The sequence below is a fragment of the Lentibacter algarum genome (assembly GCF_018860975.1).
In the GTDB taxonomy this organism is placed as follows: Bacteria; Pseudomonadota; Alphaproteobacteria; order Rhodobacterales; family Rhodobacteraceae; genus Lentibacter; species Lentibacter algarum_A.
Genome location: NZ_JAHKQI010000001.1, coordinates 81,423 through 100,635, shown reverse-complemented (window position 1 = coordinate 100,635; position 19,213 = coordinate 81,423). Strand labels below are relative to the sequence as shown.

At 56.5% G+C, this 19,213-nt stretch carries 19 protein-coding genes; 12 read left to right on the top strand and 7 right to left on the bottom strand.

Annotated elements, in window-relative coordinates; genetic code table 11:
* Positions 1–2: 2 nt before the first annotated feature.
* The 10 genes from KO498_RS00455 (at position 3) to KO498_RS00410 (ending at position 11,136) form a co-directional block, all read left to right on the top strand.
* Positions 3–1,316: a replication-associated recombination protein A gene (locus tag KO498_RS00455; RefSeq protein WP_215957903.1), complete on the top strand. Its 1,314-nt coding sequence runs from the start codon at positions 3–5 to the stop codon at positions 1,314–1,316.
* A 48-nt stretch (positions 1,317–1,364) separates the two neighbouring features.
* Positions 1,365–1,742, top strand: a complete 378-nt coding sequence (gene crcB, locus KO498_RS00450; RefSeq protein ID WP_215957902.1) for a fluoride efflux transporter CrcB — start codon at positions 1,365–1,367, stop codon at positions 1,740–1,742.
* Positions 1,739–2,779, top strand: coding sequence for an RluA family pseudouridine synthase (locus KO498_RS00445; protein ID WP_215957901.1), 1,041 nt, complete (start codon positions 1,739–1,741; stop codon positions 2,777–2,779). The genes crcB and KO498_RS00445 overlap by 4 nt, the downstream gene beginning before the upstream one ends.
* A 7-nt stretch (positions 2,780–2,786) precedes the next feature.
* Complete coding sequence (locus tag KO498_RS00440; protein WP_252731198.1) at positions 2,787–3,452, top strand: HAD-IA family hydrolase; 666 nt, start codon at positions 2,787–2,789, stop codon at positions 3,450–3,452.
* Positions 3,449–4,156 (top strand): ATP12 family chaperone protein, encoded by a 708-nt coding sequence (locus KO498_RS00435; RefSeq protein ID WP_215957899.1) that lies wholly within the window; start codon positions 3,449–3,451, stop codon positions 4,154–4,156. Before KO498_RS00440 ends, KO498_RS00435 begins: the two co-directional genes overlap by 4 nt.
* Before the next feature lie 210 nt (positions 4,157–4,366).
* The gene (locus KO498_RS00430) at positions 4,367–5,386 is read left to right on the top strand and encodes an amino acid ABC transporter substrate-binding protein (protein WP_215957898.1); all 1,020 of its coding nucleotides are present in this window, start codon (positions 4,367–4,369) and stop codon (positions 5,384–5,386) included.
* A 139-nt stretch (positions 5,387–5,525) separates the two neighbouring features.
* Positions 5,526–6,794, top strand: a complete 1,269-nt coding sequence (locus tag KO498_RS00425) for an amino acid ABC transporter permease (RefSeq protein WP_215957897.1) — start codon at positions 5,526–5,528, stop codon at positions 6,792–6,794.
* 1 nt (position 6,795) lies between these two features.
* Positions 6,796–8,124 (top strand): amino acid ABC transporter permease, encoded by a 1,329-nt coding sequence (locus tag KO498_RS00420; RefSeq protein ID WP_215957896.1) that lies wholly within the window; start codon positions 6,796–6,798, stop codon positions 8,122–8,124.
* Positions 8,125–8,138: 14 nt separating this feature from the next.
* Positions 8,139–8,930, top strand: a complete 792-nt coding sequence (locus tag KO498_RS00415) for an amino acid ABC transporter ATP-binding protein (protein WP_289847807.1) — start codon at positions 8,139–8,141, stop codon at positions 8,928–8,930.
* Positions 8,931–9,063: 133 nt separating this feature from the next.
* The gene (locus tag KO498_RS00410) at positions 9,064–11,136 is read left to right on the top strand and encodes a DEAD/DEAH box helicase (RefSeq protein WP_354667599.1); all 2,073 of its coding nucleotides are present in this window, start codon (positions 9,064–9,066) and stop codon (positions 11,134–11,136) included.
* Between the two features lie 3 nt (positions 11,137–11,139).
* Here the strand turns inward: KO498_RS00410 and KO498_RS00405 are convergent, their stop codons facing one another.
* The 3 genes from KO498_RS00405 to KO498_RS00395 are packed head-to-tail and all read right to left on the bottom strand — an operon-like array spanning position 11,140 to position 12,962.
* Complete coding sequence (locus tag KO498_RS00405) at positions 11,140–12,207, bottom strand: 5-(carboxyamino)imidazole ribonucleotide synthase (protein ID WP_215957894.1); 1,068 nt, start codon at positions 12,205–12,207, stop codon at positions 11,140–11,142.
* The gene (gene purE, locus KO498_RS00400) at positions 12,200–12,685 is read right to left on the bottom strand and encodes a 5-(carboxyamino)imidazole ribonucleotide mutase (protein WP_215957893.1); all 486 of its coding nucleotides are present in this window, start codon (positions 12,683–12,685) and stop codon (positions 12,200–12,202) included. The genes KO498_RS00405 and purE overlap by 8 nt, the downstream gene beginning before the upstream one ends.
* A 52-nt stretch (positions 12,686–12,737) precedes the next feature.
* Positions 12,738–12,962, bottom strand: coding sequence for a YdcH family protein (locus KO498_RS00395; RefSeq protein ID WP_215957892.1), 225 nt, complete (start codon positions 12,960–12,962; stop codon positions 12,738–12,740).
* Positions 12,963–13,121: 159 nt separating this feature from the next.
* On the opposite strand from KO498_RS00395, the gene KO498_RS00390 reads away from it, so the two are divergent.
* Positions 13,122–13,535 (top strand): Hsp20 family protein, encoded by a 414-nt coding sequence (locus tag KO498_RS00390; RefSeq protein WP_215957891.1) that lies wholly within the window; start codon positions 13,122–13,124, stop codon positions 13,533–13,535.
* Positions 13,536–13,538: 3 nt separating this feature from the next.
* Positions 13,539–13,766, top strand: a complete 228-nt coding sequence (locus KO498_RS00385) for a DUF1150 family protein (protein WP_215957890.1) — start codon at positions 13,539–13,541, stop codon at positions 13,764–13,766.
* Between the two features lie 216 nt (positions 13,767–13,982).
* Here the strand turns inward: KO498_RS00385 and KO498_RS18315 are convergent, their stop codons facing one another.
* The 4 genes from KO498_RS18315 to KO498_RS00365 all read right to left on the bottom strand — a co-directional run bounded on the left by KO498_RS18315 (position 13,983) and on the right by KO498_RS00365 (position 19,195).
* Positions 13,983–14,828: a M23 family metallopeptidase gene (locus KO498_RS18315; RefSeq protein WP_215957889.1), complete on the bottom strand. Its 846-nt coding sequence runs from the start codon at positions 14,826–14,828 to the stop codon at positions 13,983–13,985.
* Positions 14,829–14,836: 8 nt separating this feature from the next.
* The gene (locus KO498_RS00375; protein WP_215957888.1) at positions 14,837–15,517 is read right to left on the bottom strand and encodes a hypothetical protein; all 681 of its coding nucleotides are present in this window, start codon (positions 15,515–15,517) and stop codon (positions 14,837–14,839) included.
* Positions 15,518–15,698: 181 nt separating this feature from the next.
* Entirely contained in the window at positions 15,699–17,411 is a 1,713-nt protein-coding gene (locus KO498_RS00370; RefSeq protein WP_215957887.1) for a bifunctional sulfate adenylyltransferase/adenylylsulfate kinase, read from the bottom strand.
* A 617-nt stretch (positions 17,412–18,028) separates the two neighbouring features.
* The gene (locus KO498_RS00365; RefSeq protein ID WP_215957886.1) at positions 18,029–19,195 is read right to left on the bottom strand and encodes an ABC transporter substrate-binding protein; all 1,167 of its coding nucleotides are present in this window, start codon (positions 19,193–19,195) and stop codon (positions 18,029–18,031) included.
* Between the last annotated feature and the right edge of the window lie 18 nt (positions 19,196–19,213).

Sequence of the window (19,213 nt, the reverse complement as noted above, 5' to 3'; positions counted from 1 at the left end):
GCATGGCTGATCTGTTTGACAATGGTGCCAACCAGCCAGATGCGACAAGCGGCCCACGGCCTTTAGCTGACAGGCTGCGCCCTCAGAACCTCGGGGATGTTATCGGCCAGGAGCAAGTGATTGGTCCGGAGGCGCCGCTTGGCGTTATGCTGGCGGCGGGTGTGCTGTCGTCACTGGTGTTTTGGGGGCCTCCCGGCGTCGGCAAGACAACAATCGCGCGGTTGCTGGCCCGCGAAACCGAGCTGCATTTTGTCCAGATCAGCGCGATCTTCACCGGCGTAGCCGACCTCAAGAAAGTATTCGAAGCGGCCAAGCACAGGCACGCAAACGGGCAGGGCACGCTGTTGTTCGTTGACGAAATTCACCGTTTCAACAAAGCACAGCAAGACGGCTTTTTGCCGTTCATGGAAGATGGAACGATCTTGCTTGTTGGCGCGACAACGGAAAACCCGAGCTTTGAGCTAAACGCGGCTTTGCTGAGCCGAGCACAGGTGCTTGTACTCGAACGGTTGGGGCTGGCTGATCTTGAGCGGCTGGCTCAACGCGCCGAAAAGGAGCTTGACCGCACTTTGCCGCTTCAGGGCCACGCTCGCGAAGCACTGCTTGAGATGGCTGATGGTGACGGGCGCGCTTTGCTGAACCTGATAGAGCAGGTCAACGCCTGGAAGATCGACGCGCCGCTTGATGTCGATGGTCTTGCCAAGCGCCTGATGCGGCGAGCAGCGAAATACGACAAATCGGGTGACGAGCATTACAATCTGATCTCGGCGCTGCATAAATCAGTGCGAGGCTCAGACCCTGACGCCGCGCTTTACTGGTTTGCGCGCATGTTGGAAGGCGGCGAGGATCCGCGGTTTCTGGCGCGTAGGATAACGCGCATGGCGGTTGAAGACATCGGGCTGGCCGACCCGCAGGCGCAGGCGCAATGTTTGCAAAGTTGGGAGACTTACGAGCGGCTTGGCAGCCCCGAGGGGGAACTCGCTTTGGCGCAGGCGGTGGTTTACCTCGCCCTCGCACCGAAATCGAACGCGACATATGTTGCTTACAAAGCCGCGCGCCGTGAGGCCAAGCGCTTTGGTTCTGCGATGCCGCCCAAGCATATCCTCAACGCTCCGACCGGGCTTATGGCTGATCAGGGCTATGGCGAGGGCTACGCCTATGACCACGATGCAGAAGGTGGTTTTTCCGGGCAAAACTACTTCCCCGAGGAAATGAAACGCCCGGTGTTGTATCAGCCTGTCGAGCGCGGCTTTGAGCGTGAACTCAAGAAACGTGTTGACTGGTTTGCCAAGCAACGGGCGCAAAAGAACAGCTGATCGCCCACAAAACTTGACAATCAGTTGCGCGACTGTGACAGACGCCCCATGTTAACATCACTTCTTCAGGTGGCTCTTGGTGGGGCTCTTGGCGCGTCGGGGCGCTACTTGGTGAACATGGGCGCGATGCGGCTCATGGGCGCGGGCTTTCCGTGGGCGACGCTTGTTGTCAATGTTGTCGGTTCGCTGGCGATGGGGGTGTTGGTTGTGGTGCTCGCGCATAAAGGCGGCACACGTTTGGCACCTTTGTTAATGACGGGCTTGCTTGGCGGGTTCACCACTTTCTCGGCGTTTTCCCTTGATGCGGTGACGCTTTACGAACGTGGGCAAGTCAGCACCGCGGCGCTATATGTTGGCGCATCAGTTATATTGTCCCTTGCGGGGCTCGCCGGCGGTATGATGCTGGCGCGAGGAGTTTTTCAATGAGTCTGGTTCAGCAGATCGAGGTCGGCAGTGATGAGGGCGATCAACGGGTTGACCGCTTTATGCGACGCCGTTTTCCACAGCTTAAGCAGGGACAGATCGAGAAGATGTGTCGCAAGGGCGAGATACGGGTTGATGGCGGGCGTGTGAAGTCAAACAGCCGCGTTGAAGTGGGCCAGACGGTGCGGGTTCCGCCGTTACCCGATGTGCATGTTGCATATGAGAAGGAAACCAGACGCCTGTCGGACGCCGACACAAAGCTGATCCAGTCCTGCGTGATTTACCGCGACGAGCAGGTGATTGCGATCAACAAACCATCAGGTCTGCCAACCCAAGGTGGGAGCAAGCAGACGCGGCATGTTGACGGGCTGGCAGAGGCGCTGAAATTCGGGTTTGAAGAAAAGCCGCGGCTTGTGCACCGGCTCGACAAGGATACATCGGGTGTATTGCTTTTGGCGCGCACGCGCACGGCTGCGAAAGCGTTGACAGCCGCGATGAGGCACCGCCAAACGCGCAAGATCTATTGGACTGTGGTTGCCGGTGTTCCACGGCCCTATTTGGGTGAGATCAAATATGGGCTGGTGAAAGCCCCCGGCGGCGGCAAGGGTTTGGGCGAGAAAATGCTCTGCGTGCACCCACGTGACGTTGACCGCACCGAAGGCGCCAAGCGCGCGATCACGCAGTATGCGACGCTGTACCGTGTCGGCGAGCGCGCGTCTTGGGTGGCTATGGAGCCGATCACTGGGCGCACCCACCAATTGCGCGCGCATATGGCCGAAATCGGCCATCCGATATCTGGTGATGGCAAGTATGGCGGCTCTGGCCAAGAAAACCTTGGCGACGGATGGGGCGCGAAGATGGGCGGGATCATCTCCACCAAGCTGCACTTACATGCGCGCTCGATGAGCTTTGAGCACCCTGAGACACGTAAGATGATCACTGTAACCGCGGACTTGCCAGAGCACATGAAAGAGACCTTTGAAAACCTCGGATGGGCGCCTGAGATGGCGGCTGATGATCCGTTTGAATCGCTTAATTGAGGCTCGTATGCGACTGGTAATTTTTGATGTCGATGGCACGCTTGTCGACAGCCAGGATGATATTTGCGCCGCGATGACGGCGGCATTTGATGGTCAGAACTTGAGAGTGCCTACGCGCGCTGCGATCAAAGGGATTGTTGGACTGTCCCTGCCGGAAGCGATGATCCGGCTCGCACCGGAGCAAACAGCAGCGCATGAGGCTTTGGTTGAGGGCTACAAAGCAGCCTACATGAGCCTGCGCGCAGAGCAGGGTGCCGCACAGTCGAGCCCGCTTTATGAAGGTGCGCGTGAGGTGCTTGATATGCTTCGCGATGAAGATGAAACGTTCCTGGCGATAGCTACGGGCAAGTCACGGCGTGGGCTTGATAAACTGCTCGAGGGGCACGGGCTTCAAGGTTACTTTCACTCAGAGCAAGTTGCTGACTATCATCCGTCAAAGCCCCATCCGGCGATGCTTGAAGCAGCGCTGCGAGAGACAGGGCTTGAAGCTTCGCAGGCTGTCATGATCGGCGACACCAGCTTTGACATGGAAATGGCACGTGCTGCGGGGATGAATGCGATAGGTGTAAGTTGGGGCTATCACGAAGTTAGCAGCCTGAACGCGGATGCGATTGTGCAGAACTTCGGCGAACTGCCGGCTGCGATTGATCAGGTGTTAGGGAGAAAGCAATGAGCGAGTGGGCGTTAAAAAGGTTTTGGACCGAAGCCAAGCCGCTTGTCGTTGAAGGCGGGTATTCGATCACGCTCGATGAGCGGGCTGTTAAGACGCCAGCAAAGGCCGCTCTTGTGGTACCGACCCTCGGACTTGCGGAGGCCATTGCAGCAGAGTGGCGCGCTGTTGATACGAAGATCGACCCCAATGTGATGCCCTTCACGCGCTCGGCAAATGCAGCGATCGACAAGGTGTCTGTGCAGTTTGACGAAGTGGTCGAGTTGATCAGCGCTTATGCGGATAGCGACCTGCTTTGTTATCGTGCCGATTCGCCCGTGGAGTTGCGGAGCCGCCAAGACAGCGCCTGGGATGTGCTTTTGGACTGGGCTAAAAAAGAACATGGGCTAAAGCTGACGGCACATGAAGGCGTTATGCATAAACCTCAGGCGGCTGAGTCTTTGGCGGTGGCGCAGCAACTGACACAGGCTATGAGCGCGTTTGAGTTGACCGCGTTTCATGACCTGGTGGGCATGTCGGGGTCGTTTGTGCTTGGCTTGGCTACTGCCGCAGGTGTGGAAAACCCCGAAAACATGTGGAAAACCTCGCGAATCGACGAACTATGGCAGGAAGAGCTGTGGGGCAAAGACGAAGAGGCAACGCAGACGGCAGCGATAAAGGAAGCCGCCTTTGCACACGCAGCAAGGTTTTTTGAACTCGCGACCTGAGGTTGAAAGCCCATATAACGCTAGGGAAACCAACGAAATTTTACTAACGCGTTAATATTCTTTTTCGGCATGGGTCCCTTGACGTTTCTTGATAAATGCGACCAAACTTGTCGCCATTGGGGGGAAACTCCCTCCTTGATATCGGCTCGATCTGTCAATGATCGGGAAAAAAACTTCTGCTCAAAAGCAGATCTTCAGGAAGAGGTAATCATGAAAAAAACAGTATTTCTTGGCGCACTGACAGTCGCAGGCCTTGCGGCCGGCGCAGCAGCAGCTGGCACACTTGACGATGTGAAAGCACGCGGCAAATTGAACTGTGGTGTGACCACGGGCCTTGTTGGCTTCGCGGCACCGGATGCAAACGGCGAATGGAGCGGCTTTGACGTTGCTGTATGTCGCGCAGTTGCAGCGGCTGTCCTTGGTGACAGCAAAGCTGTCGAGTTCGTTCCTACAACGGGCAAAACACGCTTCACGGCGCTTGCGTCGGGCGAAATCGACATGCTCGCACGTAACACCACATGGACATTCTCACGTGACGTTGACCTCAAGTTCACTTTCGTAGGTGTAAACTACTACGACGGTCAGGGCTTTATGGTTCCAAAGTCACTTGGCGTTTCGTCGGCGAAAGAGCTTGATGGCTCAACTGTCTGCATCCAGACAGGCACAACAACAGAGCTGAACCTCGCGGACTTCTTCCGTGCGAACAACATCAGCTATGAGCCAGTGCCAATTGAAACAAACGCCGAAGGCCAGCAACAGTATCTGGCCGGTGCTTGCGATACGTATACAACAGATGCTTCAGGCCTCGCGTCAACACGCGCAACGTTTGAAAACCCTGGTGACCACGTTCTGCTGCCAGAAATCATTTCGAAAGAGCCACTCGGCCCGCTCGTTCGCCACGGCGACGACGAATGGGGTGATGTTGTTCGTTGGTCTTTGAACGCACTGATCACAGCTGAAGAGCTCGGTGTTACATCAGCCAACATCGGCGAAATGTCAGCCGCAGCCGGTGACAACCCAGAGATCAACCGTCTCTTGGGCACAGAGGGCAACCTCGGTGAAATGCTCGGCCTGTCAGCTGATTGGGCGAAAAACGCGATTTCTGCAGACGGTAACTTCGGCGAAATCTTCGAGAAGCACCTCGGAGAATCAACGCCAATCGGCCTTGCACGCGGTTTGAACGCACAGTGGACCGAAGGTGGTCTTATCTACTCTCCACCTTTCCGCTAAAATCTAATAGGAGAGGGCGCGGCATTGACCGCGCCCTTTTCTTATCTCGCCACCTAAGAGAAAACCGCCTTTGATTGCGCGAGCAGGGTAAACCTTGCCATTTAAAAGCAACAAAGCACCAACAGGACAGGGATGTCACATGACGACACTATCCGACCCTCCCAAGGAGGGCTTCCAGCTATCTCAGCTTATCTATGATACTCGCTACCGCTCGATGACTATTCAGATCGTCGCGCTGATCGGGTTTTTGGTGCTGATAGGCTGGTTGATCAGCAACACGGCTCAAAACCTCGCCGACCTGGGTAAAGAACCCAGCTTCCGCTTTTTGAGCGAGCCTGCGGGCTATGACATTAACCAGCGGCTTCTGGAGTATGACTCTCAGGATACGCACTTGCGGGCTGCTTTGATCGGCCTGTTGAACACCCTGCTTGTTGCAGTCATGGGCTGCATCACCGCGACGATCATCGGGGTTACCGTGGGCGTCATGCGCCTGTCAAATAACTGGCTGGTTTCACGGCTTACCGCGGTCTACGTCGAGATGTTCCGGAACGTTCCGGTGCTGTTGTGGATCGTGTTTATAATGGCGGTGCTCATCGAGACACTGCCTGCGCCGAGAGATTTCAGGGGGGAGACGCCGACGGCGTCAATGTCGCTGAACGAAACTGTGGCGATAACAAACCGCGGTGTTTATGTGCCCGAGCCGCTGTTCTCACGGAGCCTCGGCGACGTTCATCTGTTCGGCAACTCGGGGCTGCGCTTTGATGTCAGCCTTGATCTGATCGCGATCCTGCTCGTTCTGGGCTTGGGCCTTTTTGCTTCCAACCGGATCAAAAAACGGGCGGATAGCATTCAAGAATCAACCGGAGACAGGCCAACAACTTGGTATCTAAGGCTAGGTGTTGTGGTGCTGCCATTGGTTGCATTGCTTTTCGCGCTCGGGTTCTATCTCGGATATCCGGAGCTCAAGGGCTTTAACTTCCGAGGCGGCACGCACTTGCGTAATTCGCTTATCGCGCTTTGGCTTGCGCTATCGCTTTACACCGCGGCCTTTATCGCCGAGATCGTGCGTGCTGGCATCATGGCTATCAACAAAGGCCAGACAGAAGCGGCCGCGGCTTTGGGCTTGCGCTCGAACCGGATCATGAACCTTGTGATCCTACCTCAGGCGCTGCGGGTGATCATTCCCCCGCTGATCTCGAACTACCTGAACCTGACCAAAAACTCATCGCTTGCGATTGCAGTTGGTTACATGGACATCACCGGCACATTGGGGGGCATCACGCTCAACCAAACAGGCCGTGAGTTGGAAACACTCCTGCTCTTGATGCTCTGCTACCTGATTATCTCGCTGAGCATTTCTGCGGTGATGAACTGGTATAACGAATCTGTCAAACTGAGGGAGCGCTAAGATGTCAGATATTTCTTTTGTTCGCACCGAAATGCTCCCCGAGCAGGATCCTCCTGCTTCCGAGGTTGGCTTTGTCGGCTGGATGCGCACGAACCTGTTCTCGGGTTGGGTCAACTCCATCGTCACTGTGCTTGTGTTTGTCTTTGTGCTGCTGCTGCTCAAGGCCATTTTGCCTTGGGTGTTTTCACCGACGCTTGGCGCAGGGTCACTTAGTGAATGCCGCGAGATACTGGAAGGCATGGGCAGACATGGCCACATGGCCGGGGCTTGCTGGGGCGTCATCTCCGAGCGCTGGGAGCAGTTGTTGTTCGGCTTCTATCCGAACGGCTCGGACGGCGTTTCAGCTGATCTGCGTTGGCGTCCTATTTTGGCGTTTATCTTACTGGCCATTGCGATTGCGCCGGTTCTGTTTGCCGACAAAGTGCCGTCAAAGCTGATCTGGTTCACAGCGTTGTTCCCGTTCATCTACCCTTGGCTACACTGGGGCGGCAGCATCTGGGGCCCTGTTGGCGCCTTGCTCGGCTTTGTGATCGGCTGGTTCGTGTTCAGGGCGGTTGAAAAAGCGTCTAGCTCGCTGATCGGTATGATAGCAGGAGTCGTTGCCGCGTTTGTTTGGTGGCTCTTCCTGTCAGGCCTAATCATGGGTGCGATCAGCTCGGTCTTGCCGATCGGTCTCGAGCCGGTGCAAAGCCGTCTCTTCGGGGGCTTTATGCTTTCGATTCTGATTGGCGTTGTCGCCATTGCCTGCTCATTGCCGCTTGGCATCGTGCTGGCGCTTGGCCGGCAATCAGACTTGCTGATCGTCAAAGCGATTTGCATTGGCTTCATCGAGTTCATTCGTGGTGTGCCTTTGATCACGCTTCTCTTCGTGGCTTCGACCCTGCTTAATATCTTCCTGCCGCCTGGCACGCAGTTCGATATTATCCTTAGGGTTCTGATCATGGTGACGCTGTTTGCTGCGGCCTATATGGCTGAAGTGATCCGCGGCGGCCTCGCGGCCCTTCCTAAAGGGCAGTATGAGGGCGCTGACAGCCTCGGGCTTGACTACTGGCAAGCTCAACGTCTGATCATCATGCCTCAGGCACTGAAGATATCTATCCCCGGGATCGTGAGCACCTTTATTGGTGTCTTCAAAGACACCGTGCTCGTGTCGGTTATCGGCCTGTTGGACCCTCTCGGGCTCATCGCTGGTATCCGCGGAGACGCAAACTGGAACGGCATTGTGTGGGAGCTTTACGGCTTCATTGCGCTCATGTTCTTTGTGTTTTGCTTCTCTATGTCCCGTTATTCCATGTATCTGGAGCGCAAGCTTCAGACTGGCCACCACTAAAAAGGAGTTCTGTTATGTCTGAACTTGCTACAAGCCGCGAAGTCGACCGCTCAAAAATGCAGGTGAGCGACGAAGTTGCTATTGAAATCACCGGGATGAATAAGTGGTATGGTGCGTTTCACGTGCTCCGCGACATCAACCTGACTGTTAACCAAGGCGAACGTATCGTTATTGCTGGGCCATCTGGCTCAGGTAAATCAACGCTCATTCGCTGCCTCAATGCTCTTGAAGAGCACCAGCAGGGCAAGATCATGGTCGACGGCACGTTGCTGTCAAATGATCTCAAAAACATCGACAAGATCCGGCGTGAAGTGGGAATGGTGTTCCAACACTTTAACCTCTTCCCGCACCTGACGATTTTGGAGAACCTGACGCTGGCGCCGATCTGGGTGCGCAAAACACCGCGCAAAGAGGCGGAAGAAATTGCGATGCATTACCTTGAAAAGGTGAAGATCCCTGAGCAGGCCGACAAATACCCCGGTATGCTTTCGGGCGGTCAGCAACAGCGCGTGGCGATTGCCAGATCGCTGTGCATGCAACCGCGCATCATGTTGTTTGACGAGCCAACATCGGCGCTTGACCCCGAGATGATCAAAGAGGTGCTCGACACCATGATCGAACTCGCGGAAGAGGGCATGACCATGCTTTGCGTAACGCACGAGATGGGCTTTGCACGTCAGGTTGCCAACCGCGTGATCTTCATGGATGCAGGCCAGATCGTGGAACAGAACGAACCAGAAGAGTTCTTCAACAACCCGCAATCAGAACGCACCAAGCTGTTCTTGAGCCAGATTCTCGGCCACTAAGTCAGTCTAAAACTTATCTGAAAGGGCAGGTGCTTTGCGCGTCTGCCCTTTTGCTTTGCCCCTATACAAGCAGGCGCAAACCCTCTACATGCACTCCTTTGTTCGCCCTTTAGCCCGAAAAGCAGATACGCCCGTGAAAAAAGCCCTCGCAGATGCGCTCCAGGAGCGCGGATATGACAAACTGACCCCTGTTCAGGAGGCCGTTTCAAAAGACGAGTTGACTGGCAAAGATATGCTTGTGTCTGCGCAAACCGGTTCCGGCAAAACGGTTGGGTTTGGCTTGGCGATCGCGCCGGCTTTGCTGGGCGACGAAGAGACATTTGGCCAGGCTGGCGCACCTCTGGCCCTCGTTATTGCGCCGACACGCGAGCTTGCCTTGCAAGTTAAGCGCGAGTTTATCTGGCTTTATGGCAAAGCAGGCGCAACCATTGCCTCTACCGTTGGCGGCATGGACATGCGTGATGAGCGCCGCGCGCTTGGCCGTGGGGCGCATATGGTTGTCGCAACACCGGGCCGCTTGCGCGATCACATCATGCGCGGCTCGATTGATCTGTCTAATCTCAAAGCCGTGGTCCTGGACGAGGCCGACGAGATGCTTGATCTCGGATTTCGCGAAGACCTTGAGTTCATTCTTTCAGAAGCACCCGAAGAGCGCCAAACTCTGCTGTTCTCGGCGACGGTTCCGGCCTCGATTGGCAAGCTGGCGAAGAGTTACCAGACCGACGCTGTGCGCGTTGAAACCACAGCCGAGAAGTCGCAGCATGCAGACATCACCTATCACGCTCACAATGTGTCGCCACGTGATGCAGAGAACGCGATCATCAATGTGCTGCGCTATCACGAAGCGCCAAATGCGATCGTGTTTGGTAACACCCGTGCGATGGTGAACCGCCTCACAACGCGTCTATCCAACCGCGGGTTTTCTGTCGTCGCTCTCTCGGGTGAACTAAGCCAGAACGAGCGCACCCATGCCTTGCAAGCAATGCGCGACGGGCGTGCGCGGGTTTGTGTGGCGACGGATGTTGCGGCGCGTGGCATCGATTTGCCCAATCTTGATCTCGTCATTCACGCGGAGCTGCCGAACAATCACGAGACTCTGCTGCACCGCTCAGGCCGCACTGGCCGTGCCGGGCGCAAAGGGGCAAGCGCTCTGATCGTGCCGCCTAAGGCCCGTCGCAAGGCAGAGCGACTGCTGCAAATGGCCAAGCTGAAAGCCGTTTGGAGCGAGGCACCTTCAGCTGACGCCGTGCGCGCGCGTGATGGCGAGCGTATGCTGGCCGACCAATCGTGGCTTGAGGAAGTCACCACGTCGGAGCGCGAGACAGTAGATATGTTGGTTGAGGGCTTCACACCCGAGCAACTCGCCGCGGCATATCTGCGGTTACACCACCAGCAACACTCTGCACCAGAAGAGCTGTCAGCCTCCGGCGCTGGCGATGCTCCAAAACCGCGCGAGGCTTTTGGGCCGACTGTTTGGTTCTCGGTTGCGGGCGGCAACAACGCCGGCGCCGAGCCGCGCCGCTTGTTACCAGCAGTTTGCGAAGCAGGAGGTATCACCAAAGATGTGATCGGAGCGATCCGCATTGGCCCCGACGAGAGTTATTTCGAGCTCAAAAAAGAGGCGGCAGACGCGTTTGCAGCGGCTGCGAGCGGCAACATCGAAGGCAGCACATTGGTGCGCCTCGACAAAGCACCAGACCTCGCGAAGATGCCCAAGCCAGCCTTTAAGCCACGCGGTGACAAACCCCGAGGCAAACCCCGTGGCGACAAGCCGCGATATGACAAACCACGCGGCGAGCCCCGCGGAGACAAGCCAAGCTACGACAAAGCCAAGTTTGACAAACCGCGTGGTGAAAAGCCGAGCCACGACAAGCCCAAATTCGACAAGCCCAAACCACGTCCAAGCAAACCCAAGCGGCCGGAAGAGACACGACCTGAAGGCGTGGTTTCTGCTCCGGCGAAACGCGCCTCAGCGGCAAACCCGAGCGAACGGATGGATGGCAAAGGTAAAGCGCGCGGCGGCAAACCGGGCGCTAAGCCTGCGGGCAAAGACGGCAAGCCGCGTTGGAAAACCAGCGGCAAAAAGGGCCCAAGCGATGGACATGCGCCAGCCGTGGGCAAGCCCAATTCCAAGAAGAACAAGGCAAGACGTGCAGCGACATCTGGCACAGGTAAGGGCGGCGGTGCGGCCCCCAAACGTAAGTAAAGCCTAGCTTGTTATCCGGTTGATATGGCCCATCTTGCGGCCCTGTTTCACCTCGGCTTTGCCGTAGAGGTGTAGTTGGGTGTTGGACGCTTTTGTAAGCTCGGGGAGGCGATTCATGTCATCACCGATGAGGTTCTCCATCACCACGTCAGCGTAGCGTTTACCATCACCCAAGGGCCAACCAGCGACCGCGCGAATGTGCTGCTCAAACTGGTCTATTGTGCAGCCAGCCTGTGTCCAATGGCCGGAATTGTGCACGCGTGGTGCGATTTCATTGATGATCAAACCTTGAGCGGTAACAAACAACTCGACGCCCATAACGCCAACATAATCAAGCTTGTTGAGGATCTGCGCGGCCAAGAGCACAGCATCTGTGCGCAGTTTCGGCCCGATCTGCGCTGGTACGGTGGTCTTTGCTAAGATGCCGTTTTCATGGATGTTTTCTCCGGGATCGTAACAGGATACTTCACCTGTAGAGCTGCGTGCCGCGATGATCGATATCTCTTTGGCGAAGTTGACGAAGCCTTCAAGCACTGAAGGTGCGCCTTGCATGTCGGCCCATGCTTGGGGGATGTCATCGGCACTGTTGACGCGGGCCTGGCCTTTTCCGTCATAGCCGAGGCGGCAGGTTTTCAGGATTGCTGGCGTGCCGGTCTTTGCGACTGCGGCGTGCAGGGCTTCTTCGGAAGAAACGCTCGCAAAAGGGGCTACAGTTAGACCAAGCGAGGTGAGGAAATCTTTCTCGATTATGCGGTCTTGGCTGATGCGCAACGCTTCGCGATTGGGGCGGATCGGGCGCAGGGCTTCGAGGGTATCAAGCGCAGAAGTTGGAATGTTTTCAAACTCGTAGGTGATGACATCAACTTTGTCTGCAAAGGTCTTGAGGGCGTCCTGATCGTCATAGCTGGCTTGAATGTGCTCGCAGGCAACATGGCTTGCAGGGCAGTCGGCTCCGGGCTCGAAGATAACGGTTTTGAGACCCAGACGGGAGGCTGCGACCGAGAGCATTCGGCCGAGTTGACCACCGCCAAGAATACCAATGGTTCCGCCTTGCGGGAGGGGATCAGTCATCGCTTGGTTCCGTCGGAATTGAAGCGGACAAAGCTCCGCGCCATGCATCGAGACGGACGGCGAGATCGGCGTCTTGAAGGGCAAGAATACCAGCGGCCATCAGACCCGCGTTTGAAGCACCAGCAGCGCCGATTGCCATTGTTGCGACAGGGTAGCCTTTTGGCATTTGGACTATAGAATAAAGGCTATCAACGCCCGACAGCGCCTTGGTTTGCACAGGAACTCCGACGACCGGCACTCGCGTTTTCGAGGCCATCATACCGGGCAGGTGAGCAGCGCCGCCAGCGCCGGCGATGATCACTTGCAAGCCACGATCAGCGGCCTCGCGCCCATAGCTCCAAAGTCTGTCGGGGGTGCGGTGGGCCGAGACGATTTTGCTCTCATAAGAGATGCCCAGTTCATCTAAAACATCGGCAGCATTTTTCATTGTTGGCCAGTCTGACTGACTGCCCATGATGATCCCGACTTTTACGCTCATGACGGCCTCCGAAAGCACAGTGTAAGGGGCGCACTATAGGGGTTTTTGCCCCCTAGGCAATGATATCAGGCGTCAAACGATCCTCTATCAAAGCGATGCGGTCTTTGAGGAAAAGTTTCTGCTTTTTCAGACGCTTGAGTGTTAGTTGATCGGCGGTGCCTTTTTCGGTGAGAGCGTGTATTGCTTCGTCGAGATCACGATGATCACGGCGGAAGACCTCAAGCTCGACGCGCAGCACGTCTTCTGTCTTCATCGAGATGTCGCTAGGCGCATTCATGCAGGGTGATTCCGTGTGCTGATTGGTGTCTAAGATACTGAAAAAACGTATTTTAGCAAAGCTCTTGCGTGAAGGGCGCTGCTTTCCCATATTGTTTATAGCAGTCGCCTGTTTCGGGGCTGTTAACAAGCACTGTCGCTTACCGATAAAGGACGTGTCATGAGCAAGCTTACTTTAGGGTCACACCCTTATTTACTTGGCTTTGAGCAGCTTGAGAGGCTGCTTGAGCGCAATGCGAAGTCGGGCAATGAGGGGTATCCACCCTTCAATATTGAACAGACCTCGCAAAATTCCTACCGCATTACACTGGCTGTTGCCGGTTTTTCCGAGGCCGATCTTTCGATAACTATCGAGGAAAAACAACTGGTTATCCGTGGGCGTCAGAGCGACGACAGCGAAGATCGGGTGTTTTTGCATCGCGGGATCGCCGGACGGCAGTTCCAGCGTTCGTTTGTGCTGGCAGAAGGCGTAGAAGTCGGCGAGGCGATCATGGAAAACGGGCTGTTGCACGTTGATCTGACACGCGCCGAGCTTGAAACCGTCGTGCAAACCATCAAGATCAGAAAGGGCTAAGCTATGGATATTCCTTATGAATTTGCTACTGAAGAGGCGCGTCCGATTGTCTATGTGCGTGCAGTCGAAGTGAAAGACCTGCCCAAAGATGTGCAGGCGCAGGCGATGGGCGCGACGCGGCTATATGCGGTGCATGACGAAGGCGGCGAACGGTTGGCGCTGGTGAAGGAGCGCAACCTCGCGTTCACCTTGGCCCGTCAGAACGACTTGTCACCTGTCGCAACCCACTGAAATAAAACGAAAACGCCCATTATACCACGCTGCGATTAACGCGGGGAAAGCCCTGCGCGCAGCATGGTTAATGCGGGTTTCTTCGTGAAACCAGCCTTGCACAATGCGTGCATACCACAGTGCATATAGCAGTGCATAATGCGTGCTGACAGTTTTGCGGCCAAGGTTAACGCAAGTTAACTTAACGCAGCGTGCGCTGACCTGCGCAAAAACGCGTTACTCGGTGGCCAAAAGCCGCGAGCCAACACGCGGGCAACGCGCCGTGCCAGAGCCAGACCTGAGAGAAAATTCGAGCGTCTCGTTCTCGCGCCCGGCAGTGCCTTTGATCACCGCAAAGTGCAGGTGCGGGCCGGTTGTCTGGCCGGTATTGCCGGAATAGCCCAAGAGCGCTCCGCGTTTGACAACCTGCCCGAGCTGGACAGAAGCGCCGTCTTCGCGCAGATGCGCATAGATCGCCAAGGTGCCATCATCATGCGCCACCAGAATGTGATTGCCGTCGTTCAGATAGTCTGATGACGGGCCGCCCCGACTTGAACCAACTTTCACATCGACAACCCGCCCTTCACGGGCCGCAAAGACCTTTGTGCCAATAGGCATGTCAAAGTCGAGCGCGAATTGCTGAAGGCCTCTGTGCGTGAAACTGCCGTTGCATCCTTGTGTTACCTTAAAGGCGCTGCCCGTGCGGTAGGGCAGGCGATACTGATAACTCTCCTGGTGGCGGGCGTTTATGTCGCCTGCGCTCCAGTCAAAGTTGTAGGTATAGCGCCATTCTCCGGCTTCTTTTACGGTTAGGTCAGCCAGTTTGATGCGGGTGCCACCGCCGCCCACAACAAAAGGCCCCTTGGCGCCGTCAGACGCGCGCAGATTTTTGAGCTCGTAGTTTAGTGACATGGTCACACGCAGCAGCGGGTGGCGGTTCTCTGCAAACAGGGTGACGCCGTTGTCGTGGTGCACGGCGTCGACGCAAACAAGGCCGCGGTTGTTGTCGCAGGTGACATCGGCGGTTGCGTGAAACGGCCAAAGGGCAAACAGCAGGCAAGTGAGGTAGGCCCTTTTTGACACGATCACTCCTAAGGCGTTTTCTCTGATATGCAGTGCCACAAGCTGTGTTGTTGAGACAAGTGTTTGATACAGGCGCGGTTGGCGGCGTCGCGCGCAGAGCCGGCTTGCAGCGGGGCGTTTTCGTTGCATGAAGGCGTTGCAAGGGCTCGCAGTGTAGGCGCGGTTTTGAGCGTCGTTCCATGCAGGGCGAGCATGCCGGAGAGCCAGACATCATCAACTGCGCGGCAGGCCCGGGGTATGGTATAGGCGGCTTTGGGCAGCAATTGCGGTGTCAGGAGAACACCGGCAAAGCCCTGTGCGATAAGCGTAGGTTTGGCCGCCCCGATGCGGGTTGCATCATAGGTGCTGGCGGCGATGGCGACGTCAGGCCGCACGATATGCGCCGCGAGAAAGCCCTCGGCCCAACCCTGCTGATAGTCCCAGTCGTCATCGCAATAGAGGATCGGCTGCGTGGGCTCGGACTGCTGCGCCAATGGCAAGATCTTGCAGGCTGGGCCGATGTCATCGCAGCGCAGGAGCGTGACGCCTTGTGGCAGCTTGGGCAGGGTGAAACTGTCGGGGAAGCGGGCGTATCTGTGCGGAATGGTGAGCACGACACGGCTGACGCCACGCTGCGCCACAAGGCTTTCAAGCGCGGCAGGCAGGCCCGTAAAACGCGGCGGTATGGACGTGAGCGAGACTGTTAACAAGTGACGCTCCTTTTAGGAGGCGTGGCACAAATTGAGCGCGACAACATGATTGATACTTCTAAAAATGCAACTAAAGGTAGAGTGCCCTGATGTGCAAAGCAAATGCAAGCAACAAAATCGTCGGCACAAAAAAAAGGCGTGTAGTTGCCCACACGCCTTTTACTTTGGGTTCAAGTCGAATTCACCCTGCGATCAGGCCCATGCTTTCGAGTTTGAGAAGCACTTGATGAGCGCAGTTGTCGACTTCGACATTTTCTGTTTCGACGGCGAGCTCTGGATCAACGGGCACATCGTATGGGTCGGAGATGCCGGTGAACTCTTTGATCTTGCCTTCGCGTGCCAGTTTGTAGAGGCCTTTGCGGTCGCGGCGCTCGCATTCTTCGATGCTGGTTGCGACGTGGACTTCAACGAAGGCGCCGAAGCTTTCGACGTCTTCACGCACGGCGCGGCGGGTTGTTGCGTAGGGCGCGATCGGGGCGCAGATGGCGATGCCGCCGTTCTTGGTGATCTCGGAGGCAACATAGCCGATGCGACGAATGTTGAGGTCGCGGTGCTCTTTGGAAAAGCCCAGCTCGGAGCTGAGGTTTTTGCGCACCAGATCGCCGTCGAGCAGCGTTACGGGGCGGCCGCCCATTTCCATCAGTTTAACCATAAGCGCGTTTGCGATTGTGGACTTACCTGAGCCAGAGAAGCCGGTGAAGAAGACAGTGAAGCCCTGTTGGCTGCGTGGCGGACGGGTGCGGCGCAGCTCTTTGACAACTTCGGGGAAGGAGAACCACTCGGGGATTTCGAGCCCCTCGGCCAAGCGGCGGCGCAGCTCCGTGCCGGAGATGTTGAGGATGGTGACATCGTCTTTGTCTTTGATCTCGTCCATTGGCTCGTATTGCGCACGTTCTTGCACCCAAACCATGTGTTTGAAGTCGACCATCTCGATGCCCATTTCTTCCTCGTTGGCGCGGAACAGGTCTTGGGCGTCGTAGGGGCCGTAGAAGTCTTCACCTGCCGAGTTTTTGCCGGGGCCAGCGTGATCGCGGCCAACGATGAAGTGTGTGCAGCCGTGGTTTTTGCGGATCAAGCCGTGCCATACGGCCTCACGCGGGCCAGCCATACGCATGGCAAGGTTGAGCAGTGACATCGAGGTTGTCGAGGCCGGGTATTTATCAAGCACGGCCTCATAGCAACGCACGCGCGTGAAGTGATCAACATCGCCCGGTTTGGTCATGCCGACGACGGGGTGAATGAGCAGGTTGGCTTGGGCTTCTTTGGCGGCGCGGAATGTCAGCTCTTGGTGGGCGCGGTGCAGGGGGTTGCGGGTTTGGAAGGCAACCACTTTGCGCCAGCCGACTTTGCGGAAGTAGGCGCGCAGCTCGTTGGGCGTGTCGCGACGGCCGCGGAAATCATAGTGCACCGGCTGTTGGATGCCTGTGACAGGCCCGCCAAGGTAAATCTTGCCCGCTTGGTTGTGCAGGTAGTTAACGGCGGGGTGCGCGTCGTCGTCGGCGCCAAACACCTTCTCGGCCTCAAGTGCTTTGTTAGGCTCCCAGCGGTCGGTGACAGTCATGGTCGCGAGGATCACGCCTTCCTGGTCACGCAGGGCAATGTCTTGGCCAACTTCAAGCGAGGCGGCGAAGTCTTCGGACACGTCAAGGTTGATCGGCATAGGCCAGAGCGAGCCGTCGGCGAGGCGCATGTTTTCAACAACGCCGTTATAGTCTTCCTCGGTAAGAAAGCCCTTGAGCGGGTTAAAGCCACCGTTCATCAACAATTCAAGATCGCAGATCTGGCGCGGGGTCAGGTCATGGCTGACGAGATCGGCGGCTTCGAGTTTCAGCTTTTGGGCGCTCTCGTAAGAAACGTAAAGTTCGGGGATGGGGGCTAGGTTTTGCTCAAACATGGTCACTCTCTCGGTCAAAATCTCAACTTGATGGTGCCTTCTTAACGGACACCGCTTTAACGCGCTGCTAATACGGGTAGGCGCTTGAAGGCAAGTATTGCATTTTATTTTCTACGTAGCAGGGGAAAAGTGAGCCATTTCTAGCGCAATTGAAGGGCTTTGCGGCGGGAGTGTGGCCGAAGATTGCAATAGAATGGGCCGCAAGGCGGGGTATCATAGTGGAAAGGTATGCTAAAGCGCTTCGACTTGGTGCTGAGGTAGCGCGTGAAGGCGAAGCGCGTGCAAACTTGGTCATTCAAGTTCTACTTTAACAATGCTTTCTTTCTTGGCTGACATTCCCCAACCAAAAAATGGCCCCTTTAAGTTTGTCGCATGTAGGCCCTTCTAACAAGCTTTCAGGCAGACATCAGCAATGCCACGTCATACGGCGCGCGAGCGCAGTGGCGACAGGTATAAAACGTCAGGCGTGTTCGGCGACACCGGCACAACACTTGTCCAGAAATCAAAAACCGGACTTTGTAAAAGCCACGGCAATAACTGCTAGAGGTTGGCATATAGAGGTTGGCAAAAAAAAGGGCCGCCGAAGCAGCCCTTTGTGGTTCATGTGTTGATCGCGATTAGTCGATCTTTTTGACCAGTATCCAGCTGCCGTTTTCGATCTTGGAAATGTAGATCGCTTTGGCGGCGGCGTGGTTGTCGGCGCTCATGGCGACGGAGTTGCCAGCGATGGGGTCGTCGTAGCTGAGGCCTTCCATGGCAGCGATGAAGCTTTCGTGGGTCAGCTCGGGGCCAGCGGCTTCAAGGCCTTTGACCAGAAGTTCAGCGGCGGAGCGGCCCAAGAGCGCGCCTGTGCCGGGGAACTTTTCACCCGAGGCTTCGGTATAGGCTTTCACCCATGCGCCAACTTCCGGTGTGCCAACGCGCACCTCAAGGTCTTGCCAGCCAGCGCCTGCGTAGACGCCGCCCATCACGCCTTGAGCCGCAAGGCCCTTGGCAACGACGGTGTGGAAGCCGGCCGACGACACCAGAAAACGCGTGTCGGTCATGCCGAGCTTATGCGCTGTGGCGATGGCGCGGATCATCTGGCCGACGCCGAGCGCCATGCCGACTGTGTCACAGCCGCTGTCTTTGATCTTGCCGAGTGCGCCTGTGAAGTCGCTTTCGTCAGGCTTGTGCGAGGTCTGGGTGCCCATCTCAAAGCCGTTGGCTTCCGAGACTTCGATCACAGCTTCTTCGATCTCTGTGCCAAAGTCTGTCGGCAAGAGCATGGTGCAGAACTTCTTGGTGCCTTCTGTTTCAACCATCTGCTCCGCCGCGGCTTTGACGGCGTCATAGTAGCTCGCGGTGCCGGCAAACTTCCAAGGTGCTGGTGGCTCTACCATCTGGCGCGCGGCGGTGAGCGGCGAGATGTTGGGAATGCCTTTGGGCTCCATCAGTTGGAACATCGCGATGTTGTGCGGCGTGCCGAGGCTGAGCAGCATGGCGAAGACTTGGTCGCGGTTGATCAGCTTGTTGGCGGCCTGCACGGCCTTTGGCACTTGGTAGCCGTGATCTTCGGTGATGTAGGTGATCTTGCGACCATGCACACCGCCTGCATCATTGATCTCTTTGAAATAGAGATTGGCTGCCGTCACGGCCGGAACCGAGAAGGGTGCAAAGATGCCTGACAAGTCATGCGCGCCGCCGATTTTGATCTCGGTTTCGCTGACGCCTTGTGTTTCGGCTGCGGCTGGAAGTGCGAGCGTAAGTGCCGCGCTTGCCAGTAGTGCTTTGAATTTATTCATAGTTTCCTCCCTTGGTGA